Here is a 24,399-nt window from a genome sequence, read left to right on the forward strand (position 1 = left end):
GTCGGACATCAGGTGGATCGGTAACCGGCCCCGCCCGTCGCACGACGGGCGGGGCCGTTCCCGGTCCGTCACGTTTCCTCGGCCGCGGGCCGGTTCAGTTCAGGAGTGCTCGACGACGGTGTCGGCGAGCACTGGCGCGTCGTCCCTGTCCAGGGCGCTCACGGTCACCCGCACCTCGCCGGACCCGCGCCACATGCGGATCCGCAGTGTCTCGCCCGGGTGGACGACCCCGGCGAACCGGGTGACATAGCGACGGACGCGGGTGACGTCCCCGCCGAGCAGTGTGTCGACGACCGCCTTGAGCGTCATGCCGTAGGTGCACAGCCCGTGCAGGATCGGCCGCTCGAACCCGCCGAGTCGCGCGAACCCTGGGTCGGCGTGCAGCGGGTTCCAGTCGCCGGAGAGGCGGTAGAGCAGCGCCTGGTCCTCCCGGGTCGTCCGCTCCACCGTCAGGTCGGGCGGCCCGGCGGGGGGCTCGCGCCGCGCGGACGGACCCCGGTCGCCGCCCCAGCCGCCCGCGCCGCGTACGTGGATCTGCGCCTCGTCGGTCCACAGCGGGCCGTCGGCGTCGGCGACGTCGGTGCGCATCACCAGGACGGCCGCCCCGCCCTTGTCGTACACCGCCGCGATACGGCTGGTCGCGGTGGCGGTGCCCGCGACGGGCAGGGGACGGTGCAGGGTCAGCGACTGGCCGGCGTGCAGGACGCGGGCGAGGTCGACGTCGACGCCGGGCATCGACAGCCCGGCGATCACCCCGGGGGCCCCGGCGCCCGCGACGGTGGCGAAGCTCGGCAGGACGTGCAGCCTGGACTCCAGGGTGTAGCGCAGTTCGTCGGGGTCGGTGGCGGGAACGCCCGCGCCGATGCCGAGGTGGTAGAGCTGGACGTCCTTGCGCCCCCAGGTGATCTCGTCGGTCCGGGGTTCGGCGGCGAGCGCCTTGGCTGCGTCGATGGGCATGGGGTCTCCCGGTTCTGGAACGCGTACAGGTGAGGACGGGGGCGTGAAGCGGCACATTCCGCCCGTTCGTCCTACGCTTCGTCCGTGAACGAGATGCCCCGGGACCACCGGCCCGCCACCTCCGTCCGGGTCCTGCTCGCGGAGGACCCCGGTACGCGGCACGGGGCGCTCGCCTTACTGCTCCGGATGGAGCCGGGCATCGAGGTCGTGGCCCAGGTGGCGGCGGGGGGATCGGTCGTGGACGCGGCGCTCACCCACCGCCCCGACGTCGCCCTCCTCGACCTCGGGCCGGCCGGTCCGAGCGGCCCGGGCGGTCTGGACACCGCCGCCGCACTGCGCGACCAGGTGCCCGACTGCCGGGTGCTGATCCTCACCACGGCAGGCGGGCCCGACCGGCTGCGGCGGGCCATGGCGGCGGGGGCCGCCGGTTTCCTCGTCAAGGACGGGTCGGTGCGGGAACTGGTCTCCGCGATCCGCCGGGTGCTGGCCGGGGAGACGGTGATCGACCCCGCGCTCGCGGCCGTGGCGGCGGCCGACACCGCCGACACCACCGCCCCGCCGCCACCGCTCACGGCCCACGGCTCCGCCCCGGGCCTGCCGTCATGCGTCCCGCTGGAACAGGGCCGCCCAGAGGAAGTCCTCCCCGAAGAGCGGTGAGTCCTCCGGTTCCTTCCGCATGCGGCGCAGTTCGATCCCGGTCAGGTCCGCGAAGATCCGGCGCAGCGACTCGTCCGTGTAGGCGAGCCCGCCCCGGAGGCCGCCCTGCCCCCGGTAGAACTCCGCGTCGGACAGCTCCGAGCCCATGCCGCCGGCCGCGAAGCAGGTGAGCGCGAACCTGCCGCCCGGGGCGAGGACCCGGTCGAGCAGCGCGAGGTGGCTGATCCGGCGGTGCGGGGGCAGGTGGTGGAAGCAGCCGGAGTCGTACACCAGGTCGTACGGCCCGGCGAGTTCCCCGCCGTCACGGGTGAGGGCGAAGGCGTCGCCGCAGTGGAACCGGACGCCGCGCGCACCCGTCTCGCGGGCCCGCTCCCGTGCCCAGCCGACGGCGGCCGGGGAGAGGTCGACCGCGTCGACCTCGAAGCCGTGCGCGGCCAGATACAGCGCGTTGCGCCCGGGGCCGCAGCCCACGTCGAGCGCCCGGCCCCCGGTGAGCAGGCCCCGCTCGACGTACGACACCAGGCTCTCGTCCGGCTTCGCCACGAAGAACGGCACCGGCCGGGAGCGGTCGGCGTAGAAGCCGTCCCACCAGCCGGCACCCTGCTGCGTCCACCGGTCGGCCTCCGGTGCGAACAGGCCGTCCAGCAGGCCGAGTACGTCGTCCACGGTGCGTGTGCTCCGGTCCATCCGGGCCCCCTTCCGTATGCGGCGAACGTATCCGCAGGGGGCGTGAAGTCCCAGGCCAGCGGGGCTTGTTGGGGCTTCCGCGGAGGCTTCGGCGACCCCTGGGAGGGGCCGGTGCGACCGGCGCCGAGGGACCGTTCGGGGGCGGGGAGGAACACCCGCCCCGGCCCCCGCCGCGAGCCGTCACGGCACCTCTCCGACCGGCCCGACGCCCACTTTCTCCACCTGGTTTCCCCCGCTGCTCCCCGCTGCTCCCTCAGGGCGCTCTCAGTGCGCCGCCGTGGCTCTCCGGGGCAGCCAGAGCCACATCAGCACCATCCCGGCGGCCAGCACCACCGCCCCCGTGCGGAACGCCAGCGCGTATCCCTCGGTCAGGGCCTCCGGGGTGGTGCTGCCTCCCGTACGGGTCGCCGCGATCGTCGACAGGACCGCCAGACCGAGCGAGCCGCCCATCGTGCGCGAGGTGTTGATCAGTCCGGAGACCAGGCCGGCCTCCTCGGGGGCCGCGCCGGAGGTCGCGAGCGCGGCGAGCGGGGTCCCGGCGAGGCCCCCGCCCAGCATCATCAGGATGCCGGGGAACATGATCGACGTCAGATACGCCCCGTCCGCCGTCATGGTCGACTGCCAGGCGAAGCCGGTCATCGCGACGAAGGTGCCGAGCACGGCCACGGTGCGCGCCCCGGCCGCCCGCATCAGCCGGGGCGCGACCTTGGAGCCGACGACCACGGCGAGCGAACTCGGCACCAGGGCGAACCCGGCTTCCAGCGGGGTGTAGCCGAGGACGTTCTGCGCGTAGAGGGTCATGAAGAACCACATGGAGAACATCGCGGCGCCGCTCAGGAACATCGCCACGTTCGCCGACGACACCGACCGCACCCGGAACAGCCCCAGCGGCATCAGCGGGGCCTTGGCCCGTGCCTCGACGAGGAGGAACAGCACGATGAGGGCGAGCCCGGCGAGCAGCGGCACCAGGGTGGGCGTCGCCGTCCAGCCCTCGGCCTCGGTCTGGGAGATGCCGTAGGCGAGGGTGGCGAGGCCGGCCGTCACGAGCAGCGCGCCGGGCAGGTCGAGCCGCCGTCCGTCCCCGGCCCGGCCCTCCGCCAGCCACCAGGCGGCCCCGGCCAGCACCACCACCCCGATCGGCACGTTGATCAGCAGGACCCACCGCCACGACAGCGTGTCCGTGAGCAGCCCGCCGACGAAGCCGCCGGCCGCGCCGCCGCCCGCCCCGACGGCGGTCCAGGTCGCGATGGCGCGGGCGCGGGCGGCGCCCTCGGGGACCGCCGAGGTGACGATGGTCAGGGTGGAGGGCGCCAGGACGGCCGCCCCGAGCCCCTGCACCGCCCGCGCCAGCAGCAGCTGCCAGCCGTCCTGGGCCCAGCCCGCCGGCCAGCGAGGCCAGTGTGAACAGGCCGAGGCCGACGAGGAACATCCGCTTGCGTCCGTAGAGGTCACCGGCGCGTCCGCCGAGCAGCATGAAACCGGCGAAGGCGATGGCGTACGCGTTCACCACCCACTGCAGGCCCTGCCCGCTGAGCCCGAGGCCGGTCCGCATCGACGGCAGCGCGACGTTGACCACGGAGATGTCGAGCACGACGAGGAACTGCCCGGCACACGCGAGCGCCACCGCCAGCCACGGAGGAGGCGCGCTGGGACGGGGTGTGCGGGTGACGGTGGTGTCCGGAACTTCGAGCATGGACGTCATGGTCTCAACCGGCGAGCACCCCTTGCATCGGGAATTCGCCGGGACGGGCCCTGGTCCTTCCGACCTAGGACGCCCCGGTGCCGCCCGCAGCGGCGCCACGAGCCCCCCGTCCGCCGCTCCCGACAGGTACGGCACCATGGGCACCCCGAGACGCGTACGACCGGACGCGTACGACCGAGAGGACGCCGGAACCGATGCCGACGCCGAACCCCCCGGCACCCGAGCCCGAGATCCTGGCCGCGTTCGAGGCGGCGAAGGGCTTCATGCCCGCGGACGAGGGCCTGGCCCTGTACGCGGCGGCGGCCGAGGCGGGACGGCTGGGCCTGCCCCTGCTGGAGGTCGGCACCTACTGCGGCCGCTCCACGATCCTGTTGGCCGACGCGGCCCGCGCGGCCGGTGTCACCGCGCTCACCGTGGACCACCACCGCGGCAGCGAGGAGCAGCAGCCGGGCTGGGACTACCACGACCCGGAGACGGTCGACCCCGAGCTGGGCGTGATGGACACCCTGCCGACCTTCCGCCGCACGCTCCACCGGGCGGGCCTGGAGGACCACGTGGTCGCCCTGGTCGGCCGCTCCCCGGTGATCGCGGCCCTGTGGAACTCCCCCCTCGCCCTGGTCTTCGTCGACGGCGGCCACACCGACGAGCACGCCACGGCCGACTACGAGGGCTGGGCCCCGCACGTCGCCGAGGGCGGCCTGCTCGTCATCCACGACGTCTTCCCCGACCCGGCCGACGAGTTCACCGGCCAGGCCCCCTACCGCGTCCACCTCCGCGCCCTGGCCTCCGGCGCCTTCACGGAGGTCTCGGCCACGGGCTCACTGCGCGTCCTGCGCCGTACCGGGGACGGAATCTGAGGCTCGGAGGCCGTCCCAGGGGGACGATGGCGATGCGCGGCGGCCGCTAGGGTGGCCAGGTGTCGTACACAGGCCCCGACTTCGATCCGCCTCCTCCGTCCCGCCGCTCCCGGCGCGGGCTCCTGACCGCGGCGCTGGCCGCGCTCGTTCCGGGGGCGCTGCTCGGGTGGGCCGTCTACGCGGCCATGGGCGGGTCGGGGGACGACAAGGTCGGCGGGAGCGCTGCCGCGGGGGCCGCGGGGTCCTCGGCGTCGGCTTCGTCGCGTGCGCCGTCCTCCGCCGGCGCCTCACCGTCGGACGAGTCCGGCGCCCCGGACGGCGGGAAGCCGAGCGACTCCGCCACTTCCGGCTCCCCGTCCGGTTCCGCCTCCGCGCCGCCCGCCGGGTCCGGGCCGCTCAAGGGGAAGGTCGTCGTCATCGACCCCGGGCACAATCCGGGCAACTTCCGGCACACCGCCGAGATCAACCGCCAGGTGGACATCGGGACGAACTCCAAGGAGTGCGACACCACCGGCACGTCCACCGACGACGGTTACACCGAGGCGAAGTTCACCCTGGACGTCGCCCACCGGATGCGTGGACTCCTCGAGGAGCAGGGCGCCACGGTGAAGCTGACCCAGGACGCCGACCGGCCGTTCGGGCCGTGCATCGACGAGCGGGCCGAGATCGGCAACAAGGCGAAGGCGGATGCCGTCGTGTCGATCCACGCGGACGGTTCGGGCGCCGGGAACCGCGGCTTCCACGTGATCCTCCCCGGCTCCGTGCGCTCCGGCGCGGCGGACACCCGGGCCATCGTCGGCCCCTCCCGCGAACTCGGTGAGCGCATCGCGGGCAACTTCGTACGCGTCACCGGCAACGCGCCCTCCAATTACGTGGGCGACGGCACCGGACTCGTCACGCGTAAGGACTTGGGCGGTCTCAATCTGTCAACGGTTCCCAAGGTGTTCGTCGAGTGCGGCAACATGCGCGATAGCAAGGACGCGGCACTTCTGACCAGCGGTGCCTGGCGGCAGAAAGCGGCGCAAGGAATCTCCGAGGGAATCGTGAGTTTCCTGCGCGGGTAGGGATCAGCGCGCTGATCCAGGCGGACAGCCCGATCGTGCGGACGATAGTGTCGTTCCTACGACGAGGGGTCACCCCCGCGCTTCACACCGGGCCCCGAGGGCGAGGTGGTGACAGCGACGCCTCTACCGACGACGAGACGACCCAGAAGGACCTGAAGTGAATATCCGCTCCCTCACTCGAGGCGACGGCGTGGTGATCGGAGCAGCGGTATTGCTGTTCATCGCGTCGTTCCTCGACACGTTCGGCGGCGACGAGGACAACATCCCCAACGCCTGGGACAACCTGGGCCTGGTGATGAGCCTGTACATCGCCGGCATCGCCGGTGCGGCTCTCATCGTCATGGCCCGCGCGCTGCCCCAGCCGCCAAAGGTCGCCGGTCTTGACCTGGGTCAGCTCGGTGTGGCTCTGACGATCTTCGCCGCGTGGACATCCTTCTGGACGATCATCGACCCGATGGGGGCGTTCGACGATCTCCTCTCCGGTCTCGGCGGCAAGGAGCCCGACACCGGCGCAGGCCTGATCCTCGGCCTGATCGCCGCCCTGCTCCTGGCCGCCGCCGCCGTGGCCACCCCCCTGGTCCCCGCCCTCAAGGGCGCCCTCGTCCCGGCGGCCCGTCCCGCCGCCCCGCAGCCCTACGGAGCCCAGCCGCCCGCCGGTTACGGCTACCCGGGTGCGCAGCAGGCCGGTTTCGGCGGTCAGCCGCAGCCGGGCCAGCCCGGTCAGCCCGGTCAGTCGTTCGGCGGTCAGCAGCCCGGTCAGCCGGCCGCGCCGCCCGCCGCCGACTTCTCGCCGTTCTGGTTCGCCGTTCCGGTGTCCCGGCCGCTGTTCCCGGAGGACGGTTCGCAGACGCCGATCGCCGAACTGGCCCCCGGTACCTGGTACCTGGCCGTCGAGCAGCGCGGCCCGGCCCTCGTCGCCCAGACGCAGGACGGCCGCCGCGGTGTGCTCCAGGACACCTCGGGCATCCAGCGCGGCTGACCTCCGCCCCGTACCGTACGGCCCCTCGCCCTTCCGGGCGGGGGGCCGTTGTCGTGCAGCTGAATTCCCGCGGAATTCACGGTGTTGACCGTCGTTCGGGTTTGCATCGGGATTCCGGGGCCAGACGGACATCATGTCCCCTCGAAATCGCACGGGTTCCACCTCCGCGGGGACGGTCGTCGCGGTGATCGCGGACATCATGGCCGTCATTCTCGGACTGTGGATTCTGATGTACCTGTTGGACGCCAACCGGGCCAATGACCTGGTCCAGTTCGTCCATGACGCGGCCTCCTGGCTGGCCGGCTGGTCGCGTGACCTGTTCACGTTCGACGCGGAGTGGGCGCGGGTGGTCGCCGGATACGGACTGGCCGCCGTCGTCTACCTGTTCGTCGGCCACGCCATCGCCAACCGCCTCCACCGGCGCTGACCGGACCTCCCCGGTGCCTTCCCGGCGCCTGAACCTCTCAGTCCAGGGCGCAGCAGTCCGGGTCGAGGCCTCGGGGCAGGCGGTCGCCGCCGAAGACCGCGCAGGTGGCCTCGTGGCCGCCGAGCGCGGCGACGGCCAGCAGCAGCGAGCCTGCCGTCCAGGTGGTCAACTCGACCGGCCAGATCGCCTCGTCGTCGAAGACGTACCCCGTCCAGTACAGGCCGCTCTCCGGATCGCGCAGGTGCTGGATGGACTGGAGGATCTCCAGCGCCCAGTCGGACTCGCCCACCGCCCACAGGGCCAGGGCGAGTTCGGCCGACTCCCCGCCGGTCACCCACGGGTTGGGGATCACACAGCGCACCCCGAGCCCGGGGACGACGAAACGGTCCCAGCCCTCCGTGATCCGGGCCTTGGCCTCCGTGTCGGTGAGGGCGCCGCCCAGTACGGGGTAGTACCAGTCCATCGAGTAGCGGTCCTTGTCGAGGAACCGCTCCGGGTGGTGCCGGATCGCGTGCCGGAGCGCGCCCGCCGCCAACTCCCAGTCCGGCTGCGGCTCTTCCCGCTGCTCGGCGATGGCCAGCGCGCAGCGCAGCGCGTGGTGGACGGAGGAGCAGCCGGTGAGCAGCGCGTCGGTGGTGGCCGTGCCGTCGTCGTCGCGCCGCCAGCCGATCTGCCCGCCGGGCTGCTGCAGTTTCAGTACGTACTCCACCGCCGCGTACACGGTGGGCCACATGCGGTCCAGGAAGGTGTCGTCGCCGGTGGAGAGGTAGTGGTGCCAGACGCCGACGGCGACGTAGGCGACGAAGTTGGTCTCCCGGCCCCGGTCGGTGACGTCGTGCGGGTCGCCGTCGGCGTACGCCGCGTACCAGGAGCCGTCCGCCAACTGGTGCCTGGCCAGCCACAGGTAGGCCCGCTCGGCGGCCTCGCGGGCGCCGGCGGCGTCCAGCGCCATCGCGGCCTCGACGTGGTCCCACGGGTCGAGGTGGTGTCCGCGGAACCACGGGATCGCCCCGTCCTCACGCTGCACGGCGAGGATGCCCGCGACGGTCGCGGCGGCCTGCTCGGCGGTGAGGACCCCGGGCAGGACGAGGTGTTCTGTCCGGGAGGTGGTCACTTGGCACCCGCCCCGGCCTCGGCGCCTGCCCCGGTGTCGGCATCGGCGTCGGTGCGCGGCAGATGCGGTTTGGTCGCGTAGGCCACGAAGCTCTTGCCGATCACGGGGTTCAGCGCCCGCTCGGCGACCCGGGTGGCCAGCGGCTTCTTCATGATGTCCCAGACCAGCAGTTTGTGGTACGCCCGCACCGGCAGCGCCTTGTCGTTGTCCACGCCGAAGGCGCACTTCAGCCACCAGTACGGCGAGTGCAGCGCGTGCGCGTGGTGGGTGCCGTAGGGGCGCAGACCGGCCTCGCGCATCCTGGCCAGCAGCTCGTCGGCCTTGTAGATGCGGATGTGGCCGCCCTCGACCTCGTGGTAGGCGTCGGACAGGGTCCAGCACACCTTCTCGGGCCCGTAGCGCGGGACGGTGACCGCGATGCGGCCGCCGGGCTTGAGCACGCGGACCATCTCGGCGAGGACACCCTTGTCGTCGGGGATGTGCTCCATCACCTCGGAGATGATCACGACGTCGAAGGACTCGTCGGGGAAGGGCAGCGCGAGGGCGTCGCCCTCCATCGCCGTGGCGGTGGCCCCGGCGGGCGCCTCCCCGGCCTCCTTCATCGCCGCGAACCACTTGGCGACCTCGCGGATCTCCTCGCCGTTCTGGTCCAGCGCCACGACCCGCGCCCCGCGCCGGTAGCACTCGAACGCGTGCCGACCGGCTCCGCAACCGAGGTCCAGGACACGGTCGCCCGGGGCGAGCGGGAACCGGGAGAAGTCGACGGTCAGCACGTGGCCCTGCTTTCGCGGTGGGAGGTGACGGGTTCTTCTGCGACGAGTGCCGGGGCCGCCGCGGGACCGGCGACGACGGGATCGGCACCTGCGGCCTCTGCAGTCTCTGCCGCCTCTGCGCGGGCCATCGCCTCGCGGTAGCGGGCCACCGTGCCCTCGGCCGCGCGGGCCCAGGTGAAGTGCCGCAGCACCCGCTCCCGGCCGGCCGCGCCGAGCCGCGCGCGCAGCTCGGGGTCGCCGAGCAGTCGGTTCAGCCCGGCGGCCAGCGCGCCCGCGTCGCCGGGCGGGACGGCCAGGCAGGTCTCGCCGTCGCGGCCGGCCACCTCCGGGATCGCGCCGCCGGTCGTGGCGAGCAGCGGCGTGCCCGTGGCCATGGCCTCGGCGGCCGGGAGCGAGAAGCCCTCGTACAGCGACGGCACACAGGCGACCTGGGCGGAGCGCACGAGGTCGACCAGTTCCGCGTCCGAGATGCCCTTGACGAACTCGACGGCGCCCTCGAGCCCGTAGTGCTCCATGGCGTGCGCGACGGGCCCCTTGGTGGGGCGCTTGCCGACCACGACGAGGTGGGCCTCGGGCTGCTCGACGCGGACCTTCGCCAGCGCCTCGACGAGGAAGACCAGGCCCTTGAGCGGCACGTCCGCACTGGACGTGGTCACGATCCGGCCCGGTACGACGGGTACCGACGCGTCCGGCGAGAACAGGTCGGTGTCGGCGCCGATGTGGACGACGTGGATCCGGTCCTGCCGTACGCCCAGGTGGTCGACGATCTCCTCGCGGGAGGTGCCGGAGACGGTGAGCACGGAGGGCAGCCGGCGGGCCACCCGCTTCTGCATCCTGGTGAAGGCGTACCAGCGGCGCACCGAGGCGCGCCGCCGCCTGCTCCCGGCGGCGTCCAGCTCCAACTGCCGGTCGACGGTGATGGGGTGGTGGATCGTGGTCACCAGGGGCGCGCCGAGGTCGCCGAGCAGGCCGTAGCCGAGCGTCTGGTTGTCGTGCACGACGTCGAAGTCGCCGCGCCGGGCCCGCAGATGACGGCGGGCCCGCAGGGAGAAGGTCAGCGGTTCGGGAAAGCCGCCGGTCCACATCGTGCCGACCTCGAGCGCGTCGATCCAGTCGCGGTACTCGTCGCGGCCCGGGGTGCGGAAGGGGTCGGGCTGGCGGTAGAGGTCGAGGCTGGGCAGCTCGGTGAGGCTCAGCCCGTCGTAGCCCTCGTCGAGGACGGGGTAGGGCTGGGCGCCGATGACCTCGACCTGGTGCCCGAGGCGGGCGAGTTCGCGGGAGAGGTGGCGCACGTAGACGCCCTGTCCGCCGCAGAACGGGTTTCCCTTGTAGGTGAGGAGTGCGATGCGGAGCGGTCGCAAGCCATCGGCGGCGGAGGGACCCCGCGAGGGCCCGGCCTGACTGGCCTCAGCGGTCACCCTGGGCCCCCTTCTCCCTGCACGGTCCCGCGACTCTACGTCGGGACGTTAACCTGGAACAAGTTTCAGAGTTGATCGTTCCGAGGCTCCGAATCTACCGGCAGGTAGGGACGCCGGGAGCAGTGGATCAGGTGATTCACGCCACGGCGGGACGCGTGCCATGCTGTCCGATCACCAACCCTCACCGACGGTAACGGAGCGGGGCCCATGCCCGCGGAAGCCAACACCAAGAAGGCGGCCAAGGCGGCGATGCCGCCCAAGCCGAACAAGACCGGCAGGGCCGGCGAGGCGGACAAGGCGGTGCTCATGGAAACGGGCACCACCGGAGCCTCCCCCGCCTCACCCCTGACCGAGCGGCAGGAGGCGCGCAGGCGCCGCATCCTGGACGCGAGCGCCCGGCTGGCCGGCCGGGGCGGCTTCGACGCGGTGCAGATGCGGGAGGTCGCGGAGTCCTCGCAGGTGGCACTGGGCACGCTGTACCGCTACTTCCCGTCCAAGATCCACCTGCTGGTGGCCACCATGCAGGACCAGCTGGAGCGCATGCACCGCACCCTGCGGAAGAAGCCCCCGGCGGGCGACACGGCCGCGGAACGGGTCACCGGGACCCTGATGCTGGCCTTCCGCGCGCTCCAGCGCGAGCCGCAACTGGCCGACGCGATGGTGCGCGCGCTGACCTTCGCGGACCGCGGCGTGAGCCCGGAGGTCGACCAGGTCTCCCGCCGGACGACGATGATCATCCTGGACGCCATGGACCTCGGGGACCCCACCCCGGACCAGCTCTCGGCGGTCCGCGTCATCGAGCACACCTGGCACTCGGCCCTGATCACCTGGCTGTCGGGACGCGCCTCGATCGCCCAGGTCAGGATCGACATCGAGACGGCGTGCCGACTGATCGACTGGACGGCCCCGAAGGGTGAAGCACCGTGAAAGCGAAACTTTCGACGCCTTTCCGTTAGCCGCCGCGCGTCGCCCCCTCCTTCACTGCCGGTCAACCTTCGGCCATCCGTGGCCCAGTTGTGCGTGAACGGTTGACCGTCCCTACGGTCATTCGTATCGTCTGCGCTGCCATTCGGAGTCGAGCCCGAAACTTTCGAACCCGGATGCGGCGGAGTACGGCACGGCACGGCAGGCAATCCCCGGCATCCGCGCGACCCGCACACGGAACACGGGACCCCCACCGGAGAAGGGATGACATGTTCATGATTAGAACTGGAACCATCGGGATCGGAGGGAGCGCGGGAAGAGGCACCGGCATCAGGGCCGGCCTCCTCACCACCGCGCTCCTCACCGTCACCGCGCTCGTGGCCCTCCCCCAGAGCACCGCCCACGCCGCCGACACCCTGGGCGCGGCGGCGGCCGAGCAGGGCCGCTACTTCGGCGCCGCGGTCGCCGCGAACCATCTGGGCGAGGCGCAGTACGCGGCCACGCTCAACACCGAGTTCAACTCGGTGACGCCGGAGAACGAGATGAAGTGGGACGCCCTCGAGCCCGGCCGCGGCTCGTTCAACTTCGGCAACGCCGACAGGATCGTGGACCACGCCCGGGGCCGGGGCATGTCGGTCCGCGGGCACACCCTGGTGTGGCACTCGCAGCTGCCCGGCTGGGTCTCCGGCCTCGGGGCCTCCGACCTGCGGTCGGCGATGAACAACCACATCACCGAGGTCGTGCGGCACTACCGGGGCCAGATCCACTCCTGGGACGTGGTCAACGAGGCGTTCCAGGACGGCGGCAGCGGCGCCCGGCGCAGTTCGCCCTTCCAGGACCGGCTCGGCGACGGCTTCATCGAGGAGGCCTTCCGCACCGCCCGCGCGGCCGACCCGAACGCCAAGCTCTGTTACAACGATTACAACACCGACGGCGTCAACGCGAAGAGCGACGCCGTCTACACCATGGTCCGGGACTTCAAGTCCCGTGGCGTGCCCATCGACTGCGTCGGCTTCCAGTCCCACTTCAACAGCGCCTCCCCGGTCCCCTCCGACTACCGGGCCAACCTCCAGCGCTTCGCCGACCTCGGCGTCGACGTGCAGATCACCGAGCTGGACATCGAGGGCTCGGGCACGTCACAGGCCACCAACTACGGCAATGTCGTACGGGCCTGCCTCGCGGTGTCACGGTGCACCGGCATCACGGTGTGGGGCATCCCGGACAAGTACTCGTGGCGGTCGGGCGGCACGCCCCTGCTGTTCGACGACAACTACAACAAGAAGCCCGCCTACCACGCGGCGTTGAGCGCGCTCGGCGGTTCCGCTGATCCCGGCGGCCCGGGCGACCCGGGCACGCCCGGCGCCGCCTGCACCGCCACCTACACCACGGCGGAGGACTGGGGCAGCGGGTACAACGGCAAGGTGACCGTCACGGCCGGCAGTTCGGCGATCAGCGCCTGGAGCGTGAAGGTCACCATGACGCCCCCGCAGAAGGTCTCCTCGGTCTGGAACGGCTCACCGACCTGGGACAGCAGCGGCAACGTCATGACGGTGCGGTCCAGCTGGAACGGCACGGTCGCGGCCGGATCCTCGACCAGCTTCGGCTTCACGGTGACGAGGAACGGCAACTCGACGCCCCCGCAGCTCGGCCCCTGCACGGCCTCCTGACCGAATTCCCGCCCGCCCCACGGGACCCCACGGACCGGCCCGCCTCCGCCGACGAGGCGGGCCGGTCCGTGGCGACGTGACCTCGGCCACCTCGGTTCAAGCCACTTCTGACCACTTTCTTACGTACGGGTAGAGTGACGGCGTCGTCATCACCCGTACGGGGGGAAGCCGGTGCAATTCCGGCGCTGACCCGCAGCCGTGAGCCGTCCACCGGGACGGCGAGCCGGAATGCCCCGAACGGTTCGTGACCGGCTCACGCGCCCGGCGGTCCGCCGGGGCGCGGCACCGTCGAGGTATACGGAGCCGAGCCGCCGGGATGTCCCGTGCTGCCCGGCTCCCCACAGGGAGAGAGGCATCCGCCGATCATGAACATCCGTAGCAGCGCAGCGGTTCTGGCCGCCGTCGCCGTGATCGGTGCCGCCGTACCGGCCGCCGCCGACTCGTCCCCGTCCCCCTCGCCGTCCCAGCAGGCCCTGCCCGCCGCCCTGTACGGCGACGGCGACCCGCAGTACGACGGCGTGTGGCGGCAGTCGCTCGCCCTGCTCGCCCAGCACACGGTGGGCGTCGAGCCGCCGAAGTCGTCCGTCGACTGGCTGGCGGGGCAGCAGTGCGCCGACGGCTCGTTCGCCCCGTACCGTGCGGACACCGGCACGGCGTGCGACGCCAAGACCATGGTCGACACCAACCAGACCGCCGCCGCCGTCCAGGCCCTCGCCCCCCTCGGCGGGCACGAGGCCGTCACCGGCAAGGCCGTCGACTGGCTGAAGTCCGTGCAGAACAAGGACGGCGGCTGGGGCTACATGGCGGGCGGGGACAGCGACGCCAACTCCACCTCCGTCGTCATCGGCGCGCTCGCCGCGGCGGGCGAGAAGCCGGCCGAGGTGGTCAAGGACGGCAAGTCCCCCTACGACGCCCTGCTGAAGCTGGCGCTGCCGTGCGACGACAAGGGCGACAAGGGCGGCAAGAGCAGCAAGAGCGGGGACGACGGCGCGGGCGCGTTCGCCTTCCAGCCGGACAAGAAGGGCGAACTGGTCGCCAACGCCGACGCCACGGCGGCGGGCGTGGTCGGCGCCCTCGGCGCGGGCCTGGTGGTCGAGCCCGGCAAGGGCGGGTCGAAGGACGCCGGTTGCGAGAAGGCGGACACGCCCGAGCAGGCCGCCGCCAACGGCGCCGCCCACCTCACCGGTGTACTCGCCGAGGACGACCACCTCGTCTCCGCCCTCCCCGGCTCCGAGGACCAGCCCGACTACGGCAACACCGCCGACGCGGTGGTCGCGCTCGCCGCGCAGGGCGCCACCGAGCAGGCCGCGAAGTCCGTGGCCTGGCTGGAGAGGAACGCCGCCGACTGGGCCGCCCAGGGCGGCCCCGCCGCCTACGCCCAGCTGATCTTCGCCGCCCACGCGACCGGCACCGACCCGCGCGCCTTCGGCGGCACCGACCTGGTGAAGCAGCTCACGGCGACCGGGCCGGCCGCCGAGAAGTCCTCGCAGACGGCGAACGACGACAAGGCCGGGCAGGACGAGAAGGACGGGACGAAGGCCGAGTCGGACTCCGGGTCCGGCCTCTGGTGGACCGCCGCGATCGTCGGTGTCTGCCTCGTCGCCGCTGTCGGCGTCGTCCTCCTGCTGCGCGGCCGGAGCAGGAAGCAGCAGTCGTGATACGCCGGGCCACCGTGCTGTTCCTGGCCGCGCTCCTGCCGCTGCTGGCGGGCGTGGGCCAGGCGCAGGCCGCCGGCTACCGGTACTGGTCGTTCTGGGACCTGGACGGCGACGCGTGGACGTACGCCACCCAGGGTCCGTCCACGGCCCGTCCCGCCGACGGCGACGTCCAGGGCTTCCGGTTCGCCGTCAGCGAGGACTCCGCCGACGCAACGCGGCCCCGGGGCGCCGCCGACTTCGCCGCGATCTGCGCGAAGACCCCGGCGAAGGACGGCGAGAAGCGGGTGGCCCTGGTCATCGACTTCGGTACGGCCGCCGACGCCCCGTCCGGCGAGGCCCCGCCGGACGGCCGCACCGCCTGTGCCCGGGTCCCCGCGGACGCCACGACGGCCGAGGCCCTGGCCTCCGTCGCCAAGCCCCTGCGCTACAACACCGACGCCCTGTTGTGCGCGATCGCGGGCTACCCGGAGAAGGGCTGCGGGGAGCAGGTGTCGGGCGGCAGCGCACCGGCGCCCGAGAAGGAGGACGGCGCGAAGTCCTCGGCGCCGTCGGCGTCTTCGGACGACGGCGGTGGCCCCTCGCTCGGTCTGGTCGCCGGGATCGCCGTGGTGGCGTTGCTGGGTGCGGCGGCGGTCCGGCAGGTACGCCGTCGTGGCTAGCGGTGCCCGACCGCGGGGGCACACCGGCACCGGACGTCCGGTGCCGTCGGGTGCCCCCGCCTCGCGCCGCCGGCAGGGCAACGCCCTGCACCCCGGCGCCTGGTGGCTGTGGGCCCTGGCCCTCGGTGTCGCCGCCACCCGTACCACCAACCCCCTGCTGCTCGCCCTCCTCGTCACCGTCTCCGCGTACGTCGTGGCCACCCGCCGTCCGAACGCGCCCTGGGCCCGCTCCTACGGCGCGTTCGTCAAGCTGGCGCTCGCCGTGCTCGCCATCCGCCTGCTCTTCGCGATCGTCCTCGGCTCCCCCGTCCCCGGTACGCATGTGCTCGTCGATCTGCCCGAAGTCCCGCTCCCCGAGTGGGCGCAGGGCATCCGTCTGGGTGGCGAGGTCACGGCCGAGGCCCTCACGTTCGCCCTGTACGACGGCCTGAAACTGGCCACGCTGCTCATCTGCGTCGGTGCCGCGAACGCCCTCGCCAACCCCTCCCGTCTGCTGAAGGCCCTGCCCGGCGCCCTGTACGAGATGGGGGTGGCCGTCGTCGTGGCACTGACGTTCGCGCCGAACCTGATCGCGGACGTCCAGCGACTGCGCGCCGCCCGTCGGCTGCGGGGCCGTCCCGACCGGGGTGTCCGGGGTCTGCTGCAGGTCGGACTGCCGGTCCTGGAGGGTGCGTTGGAGCGTTCGGTCGCGCTCGCCGCCGCGATGGACGCCCGCGGTTACGGCCGTACCGCGCAGGTCCCGGACGGGATCCGCCGTACCACCGCCGCCCTCACCCTCGGCGGGCTGCTCGGCGTCTGCGCCGGAACGTACGGTCTGCTCACCGCCGCGGGCGCCGTCCACGGCCTGCCCGTGCTCCTGGCCGGTCTCACCGCCGCGCTCGCGGGCCTGTGGCTGGGCGGCCGGCGTTCCCTGCGCACCCGTTACCGCCCGGACCACTGGGACGCCCGCGCCTGGCTGGTCGCCGGCTCCGGCGCGGCGGTCGCGGCGCTGCTGGCGCTCGCCGCCGCGCGCGATCCGGCGGCCCTGCACCCCGGCGTGGTGCCGCTGGTCGCGCCCACGCTCCCCCTGTGGCCGGCGGCGGCCGTACTGATCGGCCTGCTCCCCGCCTTCATCACCCCCGCCCCCGAGGACACCGGCAAGGAGCCGTCGTGATCCGCTTCGAGAACGTCTCCGTGACGTACGACGGCATGCCCGAACCCTCCGTACGGGGCGTCGACTTCGAGGTGCCGGAGGGTGAACTCGTCCTGCTCGCCGGCCCGTCGGGGGTCGGCAAGTCCACCGTGCTGGGCGCGGTCAGCGGCCTCGTCCCGCACTTCACCGGCGGCACTCTGCACGGCAGGGTCACGGTGGCCGGCCGCGACACCCGCACCCACAAGCCGCGCGAACTCGCCGATGTCGTGGGCACGGTGGGCCAGGACCCGCTGTCCCATTTCGTGACGGACGTCGTCGAGGACGAACTCGCCTACGGCATGGAGTCGTTGGGTCTGCCTCCGGAGGTGATGCGGCGCCGCGTGGAGGAGACCCTGGACCTGCTGGGCCTGGCCGACCTGCGTGACCGTCCCATCTCGACGCTCTCCGGCGGCCAGCAGCAGCGGGTCGCCATCGGCTCGGTGCTCACCCCGCACCCGCGGGTGCTGGTCCTGGACGAACCGACGTCCGCGCTGGACCCCGCGGCGGCCGAGGAGGTCCTCGCGGTCCTCCAGCGCCTGGTCCACGACCTCGGCACCACGGTCCTCATGGCCGAGCACCGGCTGGAACGCGTCATCCAGTACGCCGACCAGGTGGCGCTGATGCCGGGGCCGGGCGAGCCCCCGCTGCTCGGCACGCCGGCGGAGGTGATGGCCGCCTCCCCGGTGTTCCCGCCGGTGGTGGCGCTGGGCCGGCTCGCGGGGTGGTCCCCGCTGCCGCTGACCGTGCGGGACGCGCGCCGTCGGGCGGCCGGGCTGCGGGAGCGGCTGGCCGACGCGACGACCCCGCCGCAAGGGCCCGCTCGGAAGACCGCCGGGGACGCGATGCCCGTGCCCTCCGGTCGGCGCCTGTTCAAGCGCACGAAGGCGGACGCCTCAACTCCCGCCCACGTGGCCGAGGTCCGCGCCCTCGCCGTCCGCCGTGACCGCGTCCAGGCCCTGCGCCGCATCGACCTGACGGTCGCCCCCGGCGAGACGGTCGCCCTGATGGGCCGCAACGGCGCCGGGAAGTCGACGCTGCTCGGCGCCCTGGTCGGTCTGGTCGAACCGTCCGCCGGTTCGGTCCGCACCGGTGACGCCGTGCCCCACCGCACCCGTCCCCGCGACCTGGTCCGCCGGGTGGGACTCGTCCCGCAGGAGCCGCGCGACCTGCTGTACGCGGACACGGTGGGCGCGGAGTGCGCCGCCGCGGACCGGGACGCGGAGGCGGAACCGGGCACCTGCCGCGCCCTGTTGTCGGAGCTGCTCCCCGGGATCACGGACGACACGCACCCCCGTGACCTGTCCGAGGGCCAGCGCCTGACCCTCGCCCTGGCCGTCGTCCTCACCGCCCGCCCGCCCCTGCTCCTCCTCGACGAGCCGACCCGCGGCCTGGACTACGCGGCGAAGGCCCGCCTGGTCGCCGTGCTGCGGGGGCTGGCCGCCGAGGGCCACGCCATCGTCCTGGCCACGCACGACGTGGAACTGGCGGCGGAACTCGCCCACCGGGTGGTCCTGCTCGCCGAGGGCGAGGTCATCGCCGACGGGCCGGCGGCCGAAGTGGTCGTCGCCTCACCGTCCTTCGCCCCCCAGGTGGCGAAGATCCTGGCCCCGCAGCAGTGGCTCACGGTCTCCCAGGTGCGGGCGGCCCTGTCATGACCCCCGCACGCACCCCAGCCGCCGCCCCCACTGCCACCGGTGCGCAGCGCCAGGCGCGGGCCGTCCGTCTGGGCCCGCGCTCGCTGCTGGCGCTGGCCCTGGTGAGCGCGGTGGGCGTGGCCGCCTTCGGCTGGCCCTTCCTGGCCCCGCCCGCCTCCACCCTCAACGCCCACGCACAGGACGCACCGTGGCTCTTCGCGGGGCTGCTCGTGCTGCTGGTCGCGGTGGTGACGGCGACGATCTCGGAGTCGGGCCTCGGCCCGAAGGCGGTCGCGATGCTGGGCGTCCTGGCGGCGACGGGCGCGGCCCTGCGCCCCCTCGGCGCGGGGACGGCCGGCCTGGAACCCATGTTCTTCCTGATGGTGCTGAGCGGCCGGGTCCTCGGTCCCGGCTTCGGCTTCGTGCTCGGCTCGGTGACGATGTTCGCGTCCGCGCTGCTCACGGGCGGGGTCGGCCCGTGGCTCCCGTTCCAGATGCTGGCGATGGGCTGGTTCACGATGGGCGCGGGCCTGCTCCCGGGCCCGGACCGCCTCCGGGGTCGCACCGAGCTGTGGATGCTCGGCGCCTACGGCTTTCTGGCGGCCTTCGCCTACGGCACGGTGATGAACATGGCGGGCTGGCCCTTCATGGCCGCCCTCGCCTCGGACATCTCCTTCGACCCGGACGCGTCGGTCCCCGCCAACCTGGCCCGCTTCGTGGCGTACTGCCTGGCCACGTCCCTCGGCTGGGACCTGGGCCGGGCCCTGCTCACCGTCGTCCTGGCCCTGACCCTGGGCGCCCCGGTCCTCCGCGCCCTGCGCCGCGCCACCCGCCGAGCGGCTTTCGAGACGCCGGTCACCTTCACGGGGCACCCCTGAGTAATCGCCCCGTACGCCCATGGTGACGGCGACGGCCGGTCACGGTGAACCACCCCACATGGCCCCGATCACATACGAAGCGGCGTCGTAGCCCTCAGTACGCCCCCGCCCCCGTGCCCCACCCGCGCCGACCTGCGCGCATGACCACGGCCACACATCGGCAAAGCGCATCAAATGCGACCGCGGCTAGTAAATACGGTCATTGCGGACGAACCCTCGGAGCTGTTTCTGTGGAGCAGTCGCCAGGCGCCGACGTGCCCCCCCACGGGCCGCGGCGCCGACGTATGCCCCGCCCCGCATCACATGCGGTCCGGCATCGGGCTTACGGCGACCGCCCTGCACCCGAAGAAAGGCCCCACGTGTCCGCCGTTTCCATCCTCCGCACCGTCGCCACCCCGAAGAAGGCCCTCGCCGGTGCCGCCCTCGCCGCCGCGACCTGCGGCACGCTGATCGCCGCCACCCCCGCGCAGGCGGCCCCCACGGCCACGGCCTCGGCCCAGGCGACCGCGCAGCAGATGATCGGCGACTCGGCGCAGTACCAGTGCTTCTCCAACATCGTCCAGCGTGAGAGCGGCTGGAACCCGACCGCCACCAACGCCTCCAGCGGCGCCTACGGCCTGGTCCAGGCCCTGCCCGCCACCAAGATGGCCTCGGCCGGTTCCGACTGGAAGACCAACCCCACCACCCAGATCGAGTGGGGCCTCGGCTACATGAACGAGCGCTACGGCAGCCCCTGCGCCGCCTGGGACTTCTGGCAGTCCAACAACTGGTACTGACCCAACCGGCACCAGCCCCCCCTGCACCACCCGCACCACCCCGCATACCGAAGGCGGCGGCCCCCTGATCCCCGGGGCCGCCGCCTTCGCCGTTCACTCCGCGTCCTCGGCGACCTCAGCGCTCGAGGTCGAGTACCGGCACACCACGCCCCTCGTACGCCTTCGCATCAACGGTGGCGACGAGTGCGTCGGCCCCCCACTCGGGCAGATGCCGTGCCGCGTGAATCGCCGCTCCCACTCCCGGCGGCACGCCGTCCCGCTCCATCCGGGCGACCACCAGCACCGCCGGACAGTCCAGATCGACCGTGCGGACGGCCTCCAACTGCCCGACGTGCTCGGCGATCCCCAGGTGCTCCCGGTCGGCCTCCAGGACCGACAACGTGGGCACCCACAGGCGCGTCTCCGTCTCGAAGTGAGCGCGGTGGACGAGCGCGGACACCTGCCGGTTCCCCGACAGCGCCAGGAGAGTCGGTGTGTCGAGGACGAGATGGTGGAGGATCACGCGTCGGCCTGGCCCCGCTGCTGGGCGAACGCCTCCCGGAGCCTGCGTCCCATCGCCGCGCTCTCGTCGTCCGTCACCTCGACGCCGAAGTGCTCGGCGAGGTAGGCCCGCGTCCGCTCAGCCCGTTCCCGACGCTCGTCCTCGGTCAGCGTCGACTCCGCGTACTCCTGCACGAGCGTCCGGATCGACGTCCCCCGGGACTCCGCAATCACCGCCAACCGGTCCCGCACCTCGGCAGGCACCCGGATCATCGCATCAGCCATGGACGGAGCTGTATACGCCCGCGTATACAGCTCCGTGCCCTCAGATGCGCGCGAGCGGCCCGGCGGTCGGCGCGGTCAGGCGCGCTCCCGCTCCGCCGGCTCCGGTCTCTCCCCCCGCTCCGGACGCGCCGCCTGCTGCGGCACCGCCGGCGCGCCCTCGGCCACGGGCGCCGCAGCCGCGGCCGTGCGGGCGCGTGGGCCCTGGAGGAGGTGGGTCAGGCCGAAGCCGGCGGCGACGACGATCGCGCCGCCGGCCGCGTCCAGGATCCAGTGGTTGCCGGTGGCGACGATCGCGGCGGCCGTGAACAGGGGGTGCAGCAGGCCGAGTGCCCTCATCCACAGCTTCGGGGCGATGATCGCGATGACCACGCCGCACCACAGGGACCAGCCGAAGTGCAGGGACGGCATCGCCGCGTACTGGTTGGTGAGGGCGGTGAGGGTGCCGTAGTCCGGCTCGGAGAAGTCCTGGACGCCGTGCACGGTGTCGATGATCCCGAGGTTCGGCATCAGGCGCGGCGGGGCCAGCGGGTAGAGCCAGAAACCGAGCAGGGCCAGCAGGGTGGCGAAGCCGAGACTCGCGCGGGCCCAGCGGTAGTCGACCGGGCGGCGCCAGTACAGCAGCCCGAGGACCGTGAGCGGGACGAGGAAGTGGAACGACGTGTAGTAGAAGTCGAAGAAGTGCCGCAGCCAGTCGATCTTCACGACGGCGTGGTTGACCGTGTGCTCGATGTCCAGGTGGAGCACGCGCTCGAGGTCGAGGATCTGCTGGGCGTGCTCCTCCGCGCGCTCCCTGCCGCCGGTCGCCGCGAGCCGCACCTTGGAGTAGGCGGCGTAGGTGACCCGGATCAGCAGCAGCTCCAGCAGCAGGTTGGGGCGGCTCAGGACCCGGCGCAGGAACGGCAGCAGCGGGACGTACCGGAAGCGGGTCGGCACGGGCGGGGCGTACCGGGTCGGGACGGGTGACCCGAAGTACGGCGAGGTGCGCGACAGGAACGGGATCACCGTGGCGGCGGCGAGCGCGGCGAGCAGCACCACGTTGTCGCGGACGGGGTGGAGGACCGCCAGGTTCGGCAGGATCATCTGGGCGGGCAGCGTCATCACCAGGACGACGGCCACCGGCCACAGCAGCCGGTCACCGGCACGTCTGCCGACGGTGCCGACGAGGGCGAGCAGCACCCACAGCAGCTGGTGCTGCCACGCGGTCGGGGAGACGGCGATGGCGGCGCAGCCGGTGATCGCGACCGCGAGCAGCAGCTGGCCGTCGTGGGCGTAGCGGACGGCGCGGCGCAGACCGAGCGTCACGACGGCCGCGCCGAGCAGCAGGAAGAGCCCGATCTCGAGGGGGCCTTCGAGGCCGAGGCGGAGCAGGGCGCCGTGCAGGGACTGGTTGGCGAGGTCGTCGGCCCGGCCGCCGAGGCCCACGCCCGCCACGTGGTGCACCCAGTAGGTGTACGAGTCCTGCGGCATCGCGGCCCAGGCGAGCACGGTGCTCGCGGCGAAGGTGACGCCGGAGGCCGCGGCGGCCCGGCGGCGGCCGGTGAACCACAGCAGCGGGGCGAAGAGCAGCAGGGTGGGCTGGAGGGCGGCGGCGACACCGATCAGCGCCCCGCCGGTCCGCTGCCCGCGGGCGACGAAGCAGCCGAGCAGGACGAGCAGGACGGGGATGACGCTGGTCCGGCCGAGCCACAGCGTGTTGCGCACGGGCAGCGACAGCATGAGCAGGCTGATCGCGACCGGCGCGGCCAGCAGGGCCGTGCGCCGGCCGACCGGCTGGGGCAGGGCGCGGACGGCGACCAGACCGAGGGCGACGACCAGCAGCAGCGTGCCGAAGGTCCAGCCCCAGCCCAGGGCCTGTTCGGCGGATCTGCTGAGCGGTTTGAGGACGAGCCCGCTGAAGGGGGTGCCGGTGAAGCGGGTCGACTCGTAGAGCGAGCCGCTGACCTGCGGCACCCCGTCGTGTCCGAACCAGGTCTCGAGGTCCGTGAGCCGCTCTCCGCGCGGGGTGGTCAGGACGGCGGCGACCTGTCGTACGGCCAGGACGGCGGCGAGCAGCCACAGTCCGAGGCGCACCGTGTGCAGACGTGTCCGGGTGCCGTCGACGGTCGTGGCTCCGAACGCCTCCGCCGGTCGCCCCCTGTGTTCCGCGTTCGCCACGCCTCGTCGGCCTCCCGCCCCGTTGGTCCCACACGTCCCGCGCGTGGGGGTACCTCCGCAAACCTTATGAGGCCCGCGCCGCCCTCGGAAGGAGACGCAGGCAACCCCCGCTTCACCTGCCGTCCGTCCTGCTTCGGTCCGGCTTTGGTCCGGCTTCAGTCCTGCTTCGGTCCGGAAGACGATGAACGGCGGGAGGTCGGGTTGCCCGCGGGGACGCGAGACGGATCACATGGAAGGGTCGGTGGCGTCGGCCTCATCGGCCGCACGAGTCGGCTGGACCGACCGAACGCCGACCGCACACCGACCAGACGGAGAAAGACGAGAGGTGTAAGGGCATGAGCGAATCGCAGCTCTGGCACGCGGTGGACGACTACTTCGCCGCCCGTCTCGCACCCGACGACGAGGTTCTGGCGGCCGCCCTGCGGGACAGCGAGGCCGCCGGGCTCCCGCCCATCGCCGTCGCCCCCAACCAGGGCAAGCTGCTCCAGCTCCTCGCCCAGACGCAGGGCGCCCGGTACATCCTGGAGATCGGCACCCTCGGCGGCTACAGCACCATCTGGCTGGCCCGCGCCCTCCCGGCCGACGGGCGGCTGATCACGCTGGAGTACGAGCCGCTCCACGCCGAGGTGGCCACCCGCAACATCGGACGCGCGGGCCTGGACCGGCTCGTCGAGGTGCGGGTGGGCCCGGCGCTGGAGTCGCTGCCCCGGCTGGCCGACGAGAACCCGCCCCCGTTCGACCTGGTCTTCATCGACGCCGACAAGGTCAACAACCCGCACTACCTGGAGTGGGCCCTGAGGCTCACCCGCGCGGGCAGCCTGATCGTCCTCGACAACGTCGTCCGGGGCGGCCGGGTGATCGACGCGGACAGCACCGCCCCGGACGTGCTGGGCACCCGCGCCGCCCTCGATCTGATCGGCAGCCACCCGAGGCTGGCCGGTACGGCGGTCCAGACGGTCGGCGGCAAGGGGTACGACGGCTTCGCGCTGGCGCGGGTGCTGGAGTGAGCCGGTGGGCCCTCGCGGTGCCTGCCGGCCTCACACCTCGTGGTAGAAGCCCACGTTGACGCTGCGCGGGGCGGCGCGGTCCAGGATGACGACCTCGCCGTTGCCGCCCCGGGGCAGCGCGACGCTGCCGCCGTAGGCGACCGGGTGGACCTGCTCACCGACGGTCAGCCGGACCTCGGAGGACGGCTCGGACAGCGAACCGCGCAGCCAGCTCAGGTACCAGGTGCCGTCCTGGGCGCACTGGAACTCCAGATGGACCCTGGAGACGAACAGCCAGTCGTCCGGCGTGGAGAGCCGGCACACCGACCTGTCCCGCCCCACCCGCAGCACGGCGCCCGGCTCGCTCGGCGCTTCGGCCATGAGCATGCCGGCCGTGGCCCCCGATTCCTCCGCGGACACGGCGGCCATGGTGAGTTCGAGCACGTGCGCTCCTCCTGAGACGTTCTGGCGGGCCGGGGGCCGGCCCTGCGG

Annotated in this window: 24 protein-coding genes, 1 pseudogene and 1 riboswitch; of the genes and pseudogenes, 14 read left to right on the forward strand and 11 right to left on the reverse strand. The window is 73.1% G+C overall.

Annotated elements, in window-relative coordinates; translation table 11 throughout:
- Nucleotides 1-99: 99 nt before the first annotated feature.
- Nucleotides 100-957 carry a MaoC/PaaZ C-terminal domain-containing protein gene (locus tag ACVW19_RS09585; RefSeq protein WP_457458384.1) on the reverse strand — a complete coding sequence of 286 codons (858 nt, stop codon included), beginning with the start codon at nucleotides 955-957 and terminating at the stop codon, nucleotides 100-102.
- 93 nt (nucleotides 958-1,050) lie between these two features.
- Here ACVW19_RS09585 and ACVW19_RS09590 point away from each other — a divergent pair, with 93 nt between their 5' ends.
- Nucleotides 1,051-1,614 (forward strand): response regulator, encoded by a 564-nt coding sequence (locus tag ACVW19_RS09590; RefSeq protein WP_457464511.1) that lies wholly within the window; start codon nucleotides 1,051-1,053, stop codon nucleotides 1,612-1,614.
- Here the strand turns inward: ACVW19_RS09590 and ACVW19_RS09595 are convergent.
- The 3 genes and pseudogenes from ACVW19_RS09595 to ACVW19_RS09605 all read right to left on the reverse strand — a co-directional run.
- Entirely contained in the window at nucleotides 1,558-2,301 is a 744-nt protein-coding gene (locus tag ACVW19_RS09595) for a class I SAM-dependent methyltransferase (protein WP_457458386.1), read from the reverse strand. The genes ACVW19_RS09590 and ACVW19_RS09595 overlap by 57 nt on opposite strands.
- Nucleotides 2,302-2,565: 264 nt before the next feature.
- Nucleotides 2,566-3,753, reverse strand: coding sequence for an MFS transporter (locus ACVW19_RS09600; RefSeq protein ID WP_457458388.1), 1,188 nt, complete (start codon nucleotides 3,751-3,753; stop codon nucleotides 2,566-2,568).
- Nucleotides 3,674-4,141 (reverse strand): annotated as a pseudogene (locus ACVW19_RS09605) (MFS transporter); the annotation flags it as partial. The pseudogene ACVW19_RS09605 and the gene ACVW19_RS09600, both read right to left, overlap by 80 nt.
- A 56-nt stretch (nucleotides 4,142-4,197) precedes the next feature.
- Between ACVW19_RS09605 and ACVW19_RS09610 the strand changes: the two are divergent.
- From ACVW19_RS09610 to ACVW19_RS09625, 4 genes are all read left to right on the forward strand, one after another.
- Entirely contained in the window at nucleotides 4,198-4,860 is a 663-nt protein-coding gene (locus ACVW19_RS09610; RefSeq protein WP_457458390.1) for a class I SAM-dependent methyltransferase, read from the forward strand.
- 59 nt (nucleotides 4,861-4,919) lie between these two features.
- Entirely contained in the window at nucleotides 4,920-5,924 is a 1,005-nt protein-coding gene (locus ACVW19_RS09615; protein ID WP_457458392.1) for an N-acetylmuramoyl-L-alanine amidase, read from the forward strand.
- 157 nt (nucleotides 5,925-6,081) lie between these two features.
- On the forward strand, nucleotides 6,082-6,903 hold the full coding sequence (locus ACVW19_RS09620; protein WP_457458394.1) for a hypothetical protein: 822 nt from the start codon (nucleotides 6,082-6,084) through the stop codon (nucleotides 6,901-6,903).
- Nucleotides 6,904-7,036: 133 nt separating this feature from the next.
- The gene (locus ACVW19_RS09625) at nucleotides 7,037-7,330 is read left to right on the forward strand and encodes a hypothetical protein (protein ID WP_457458395.1); all 294 of its coding nucleotides are present in this window, start codon (nucleotides 7,037-7,039) and stop codon (nucleotides 7,328-7,330) included.
- A gap of 37 nt (nucleotides 7,331-7,367) precedes the next feature.
- Here the strand turns inward: ACVW19_RS09625 and ACVW19_RS09630 are convergent, their stop codons facing one another.
- The 3 genes from ACVW19_RS09630 to ACVW19_RS09640 are packed head-to-tail and all read right to left on the reverse strand — an operon-like array spanning nucleotide 7,368 to nucleotide 10,635.
- On the reverse strand, nucleotides 7,368-8,444 hold the full coding sequence (locus tag ACVW19_RS09630) for a prenyltransferase (protein WP_457458396.1): 1,077 nt from the start codon (nucleotides 8,442-8,444) through the stop codon (nucleotides 7,368-7,370).
- Nucleotides 8,441-9,217 (reverse strand): class I SAM-dependent methyltransferase, encoded by a 777-nt coding sequence (locus ACVW19_RS09635; RefSeq protein WP_457458398.1) that lies wholly within the window; start codon nucleotides 9,215-9,217, stop codon nucleotides 8,441-8,443. Before ACVW19_RS09635 ends, ACVW19_RS09630 begins: the two co-directional genes overlap by 4 nt.
- Nucleotides 9,211-10,635 (reverse strand): glycosyltransferase family 4 protein, encoded by a 1,425-nt coding sequence (locus tag ACVW19_RS09640; RefSeq protein WP_457458400.1) that lies wholly within the window; start codon nucleotides 10,633-10,635, stop codon nucleotides 9,211-9,213. Before ACVW19_RS09640 ends, ACVW19_RS09635 begins: the two co-directional genes overlap by 7 nt.
- Before the next feature lie 306 nt (nucleotides 10,636-10,941).
- Between ACVW19_RS09640 and ACVW19_RS09645 the strand changes: the two genes are divergently transcribed.
- The 8 genes from ACVW19_RS09645 to ACVW19_RS09680 all read left to right on the forward strand — a co-directional run bounded on the left by ACVW19_RS09645 (nucleotide 10,942) and on the right by ACVW19_RS09680 (nucleotide 20,002).
- Complete coding sequence (locus ACVW19_RS09645) at nucleotides 10,942-11,562, forward strand: TetR family transcriptional regulator (RefSeq protein ID WP_457464513.1); 621 nt, start codon at nucleotides 10,942-10,944, stop codon at nucleotides 11,560-11,562.
- Between the two features lie 272 nt (nucleotides 11,563-11,834).
- Entirely contained in the window at nucleotides 11,835-13,226 is a 1,392-nt protein-coding gene (locus tag ACVW19_RS09650; RefSeq protein ID WP_457458402.1) for an endo-1,4-beta-xylanase, read from the forward strand.
- A gap of 113 nt (nucleotides 13,227-13,339) precedes the next feature.
- A riboswitch (cobalamin riboswitch) is annotated at nucleotides 13,340-13,479 on the forward strand.
- A 112-nt stretch (nucleotides 13,480-13,591) separates the two neighbouring features.
- Nucleotides 13,592-14,884 (forward strand): prenyltransferase/squalene oxidase repeat-containing protein, encoded by a 1,293-nt coding sequence (locus tag ACVW19_RS09655; protein WP_457458404.1) that lies wholly within the window; start codon nucleotides 13,592-13,594, stop codon nucleotides 14,882-14,884.
- Nucleotides 14,881-15,543, forward strand: a complete 663-nt coding sequence (locus tag ACVW19_RS09660) for an SCO2322 family protein (RefSeq protein WP_457458406.1) — start codon at nucleotides 14,881-14,883, stop codon at nucleotides 15,541-15,543. Before ACVW19_RS09655 ends, ACVW19_RS09660 begins: the two co-directional genes overlap by 4 nt.
- Before the next feature lie 40 nt (nucleotides 15,544-15,583).
- A complete protein-coding gene (locus ACVW19_RS09665; RefSeq protein ID WP_457464514.1) occupies nucleotides 15,584-16,696 on the forward strand; it encodes an energy-coupling factor transporter transmembrane component T in 1,113 nt (370 codons plus the stop codon).
- Nucleotides 16,693-18,369 carry an ABC transporter ATP-binding protein gene (locus ACVW19_RS09670; RefSeq protein ID WP_457458408.1) on the forward strand — a complete coding sequence of 559 codons (1,677 nt, stop codon included), beginning with the start codon at nucleotides 16,693-16,695 and terminating at the stop codon, nucleotides 18,367-18,369. The genes ACVW19_RS09665 and ACVW19_RS09670 overlap by 4 nt, the downstream gene beginning before the upstream one ends.
- Nucleotides 18,366-19,226, forward strand: a complete 861-nt coding sequence (locus tag ACVW19_RS09675; RefSeq protein ID WP_457458410.1) for an ECF transporter S component — start codon at nucleotides 18,366-18,368, stop codon at nucleotides 19,224-19,226. The genes ACVW19_RS09670 and ACVW19_RS09675 overlap by 4 nt, the downstream gene beginning before the upstream one ends.
- A gap of 359 nt (nucleotides 19,227-19,585) precedes the next feature.
- Nucleotides 19,586-20,002, forward strand: a complete 417-nt coding sequence (locus tag ACVW19_RS09680; RefSeq protein WP_457458412.1) for an aggregation-promoting factor C-terminal-like domain-containing protein — start codon at nucleotides 19,586-19,588, stop codon at nucleotides 20,000-20,002.
- Nucleotides 20,003-20,117: 115 nt separating this feature from the next.
- Here ACVW19_RS09680 and ACVW19_RS09685 read toward each other — a convergent pair whose 3' ends face one another.
- From ACVW19_RS09685 to ACVW19_RS09695, 3 genes are all read right to left on the reverse strand, one after another.
- Nucleotides 20,118-20,504 carry a hypothetical protein gene (locus ACVW19_RS09685; RefSeq protein WP_457458414.1) on the reverse strand — a complete coding sequence of 129 codons (387 nt, stop codon included), beginning with the start codon at nucleotides 20,502-20,504 and terminating at the stop codon, nucleotides 20,118-20,120.
- Entirely contained in the window at nucleotides 20,501-20,767 is a 267-nt protein-coding gene (locus ACVW19_RS09690) for a hypothetical protein (protein WP_457458416.1), read from the reverse strand. The genes ACVW19_RS09685 and ACVW19_RS09690 overlap by 4 nt, the downstream gene beginning before the upstream one ends.
- Before the next feature lie 75 nt (nucleotides 20,768-20,842).
- Entirely contained in the window at nucleotides 20,843-22,921 is a 2,079-nt protein-coding gene (locus ACVW19_RS09695) for a bifunctional glycosyltransferase 87/phosphatase PAP2 family protein (protein WP_457458418.1), read from the reverse strand.
- Between the two features lie 335 nt (nucleotides 22,922-23,256).
- Between ACVW19_RS09695 and ACVW19_RS09700 the strand changes: the two genes are divergently transcribed.
- Nucleotides 23,257-23,928: an O-methyltransferase gene (locus ACVW19_RS09700; protein WP_457458420.1), complete on the forward strand. Its 672-nt coding sequence runs from the start codon at nucleotides 23,257-23,259 to the stop codon at nucleotides 23,926-23,928.
- A 30-nt stretch (nucleotides 23,929-23,958) separates the two neighbouring features.
- Here ACVW19_RS09700 and ACVW19_RS09705 read toward each other — a convergent pair whose 3' ends face one another.
- A complete protein-coding gene (locus tag ACVW19_RS09705) occupies nucleotides 23,959-24,351 on the reverse strand; it encodes a hypothetical protein (RefSeq protein WP_457458422.1) in 393 nt (130 codons plus the stop codon).
- Nucleotides 24,352-24,399 lie beyond the last annotated feature (48 nt).

Source organism: Streptomyces sp. TE5632 (assembly GCF_054061295.1).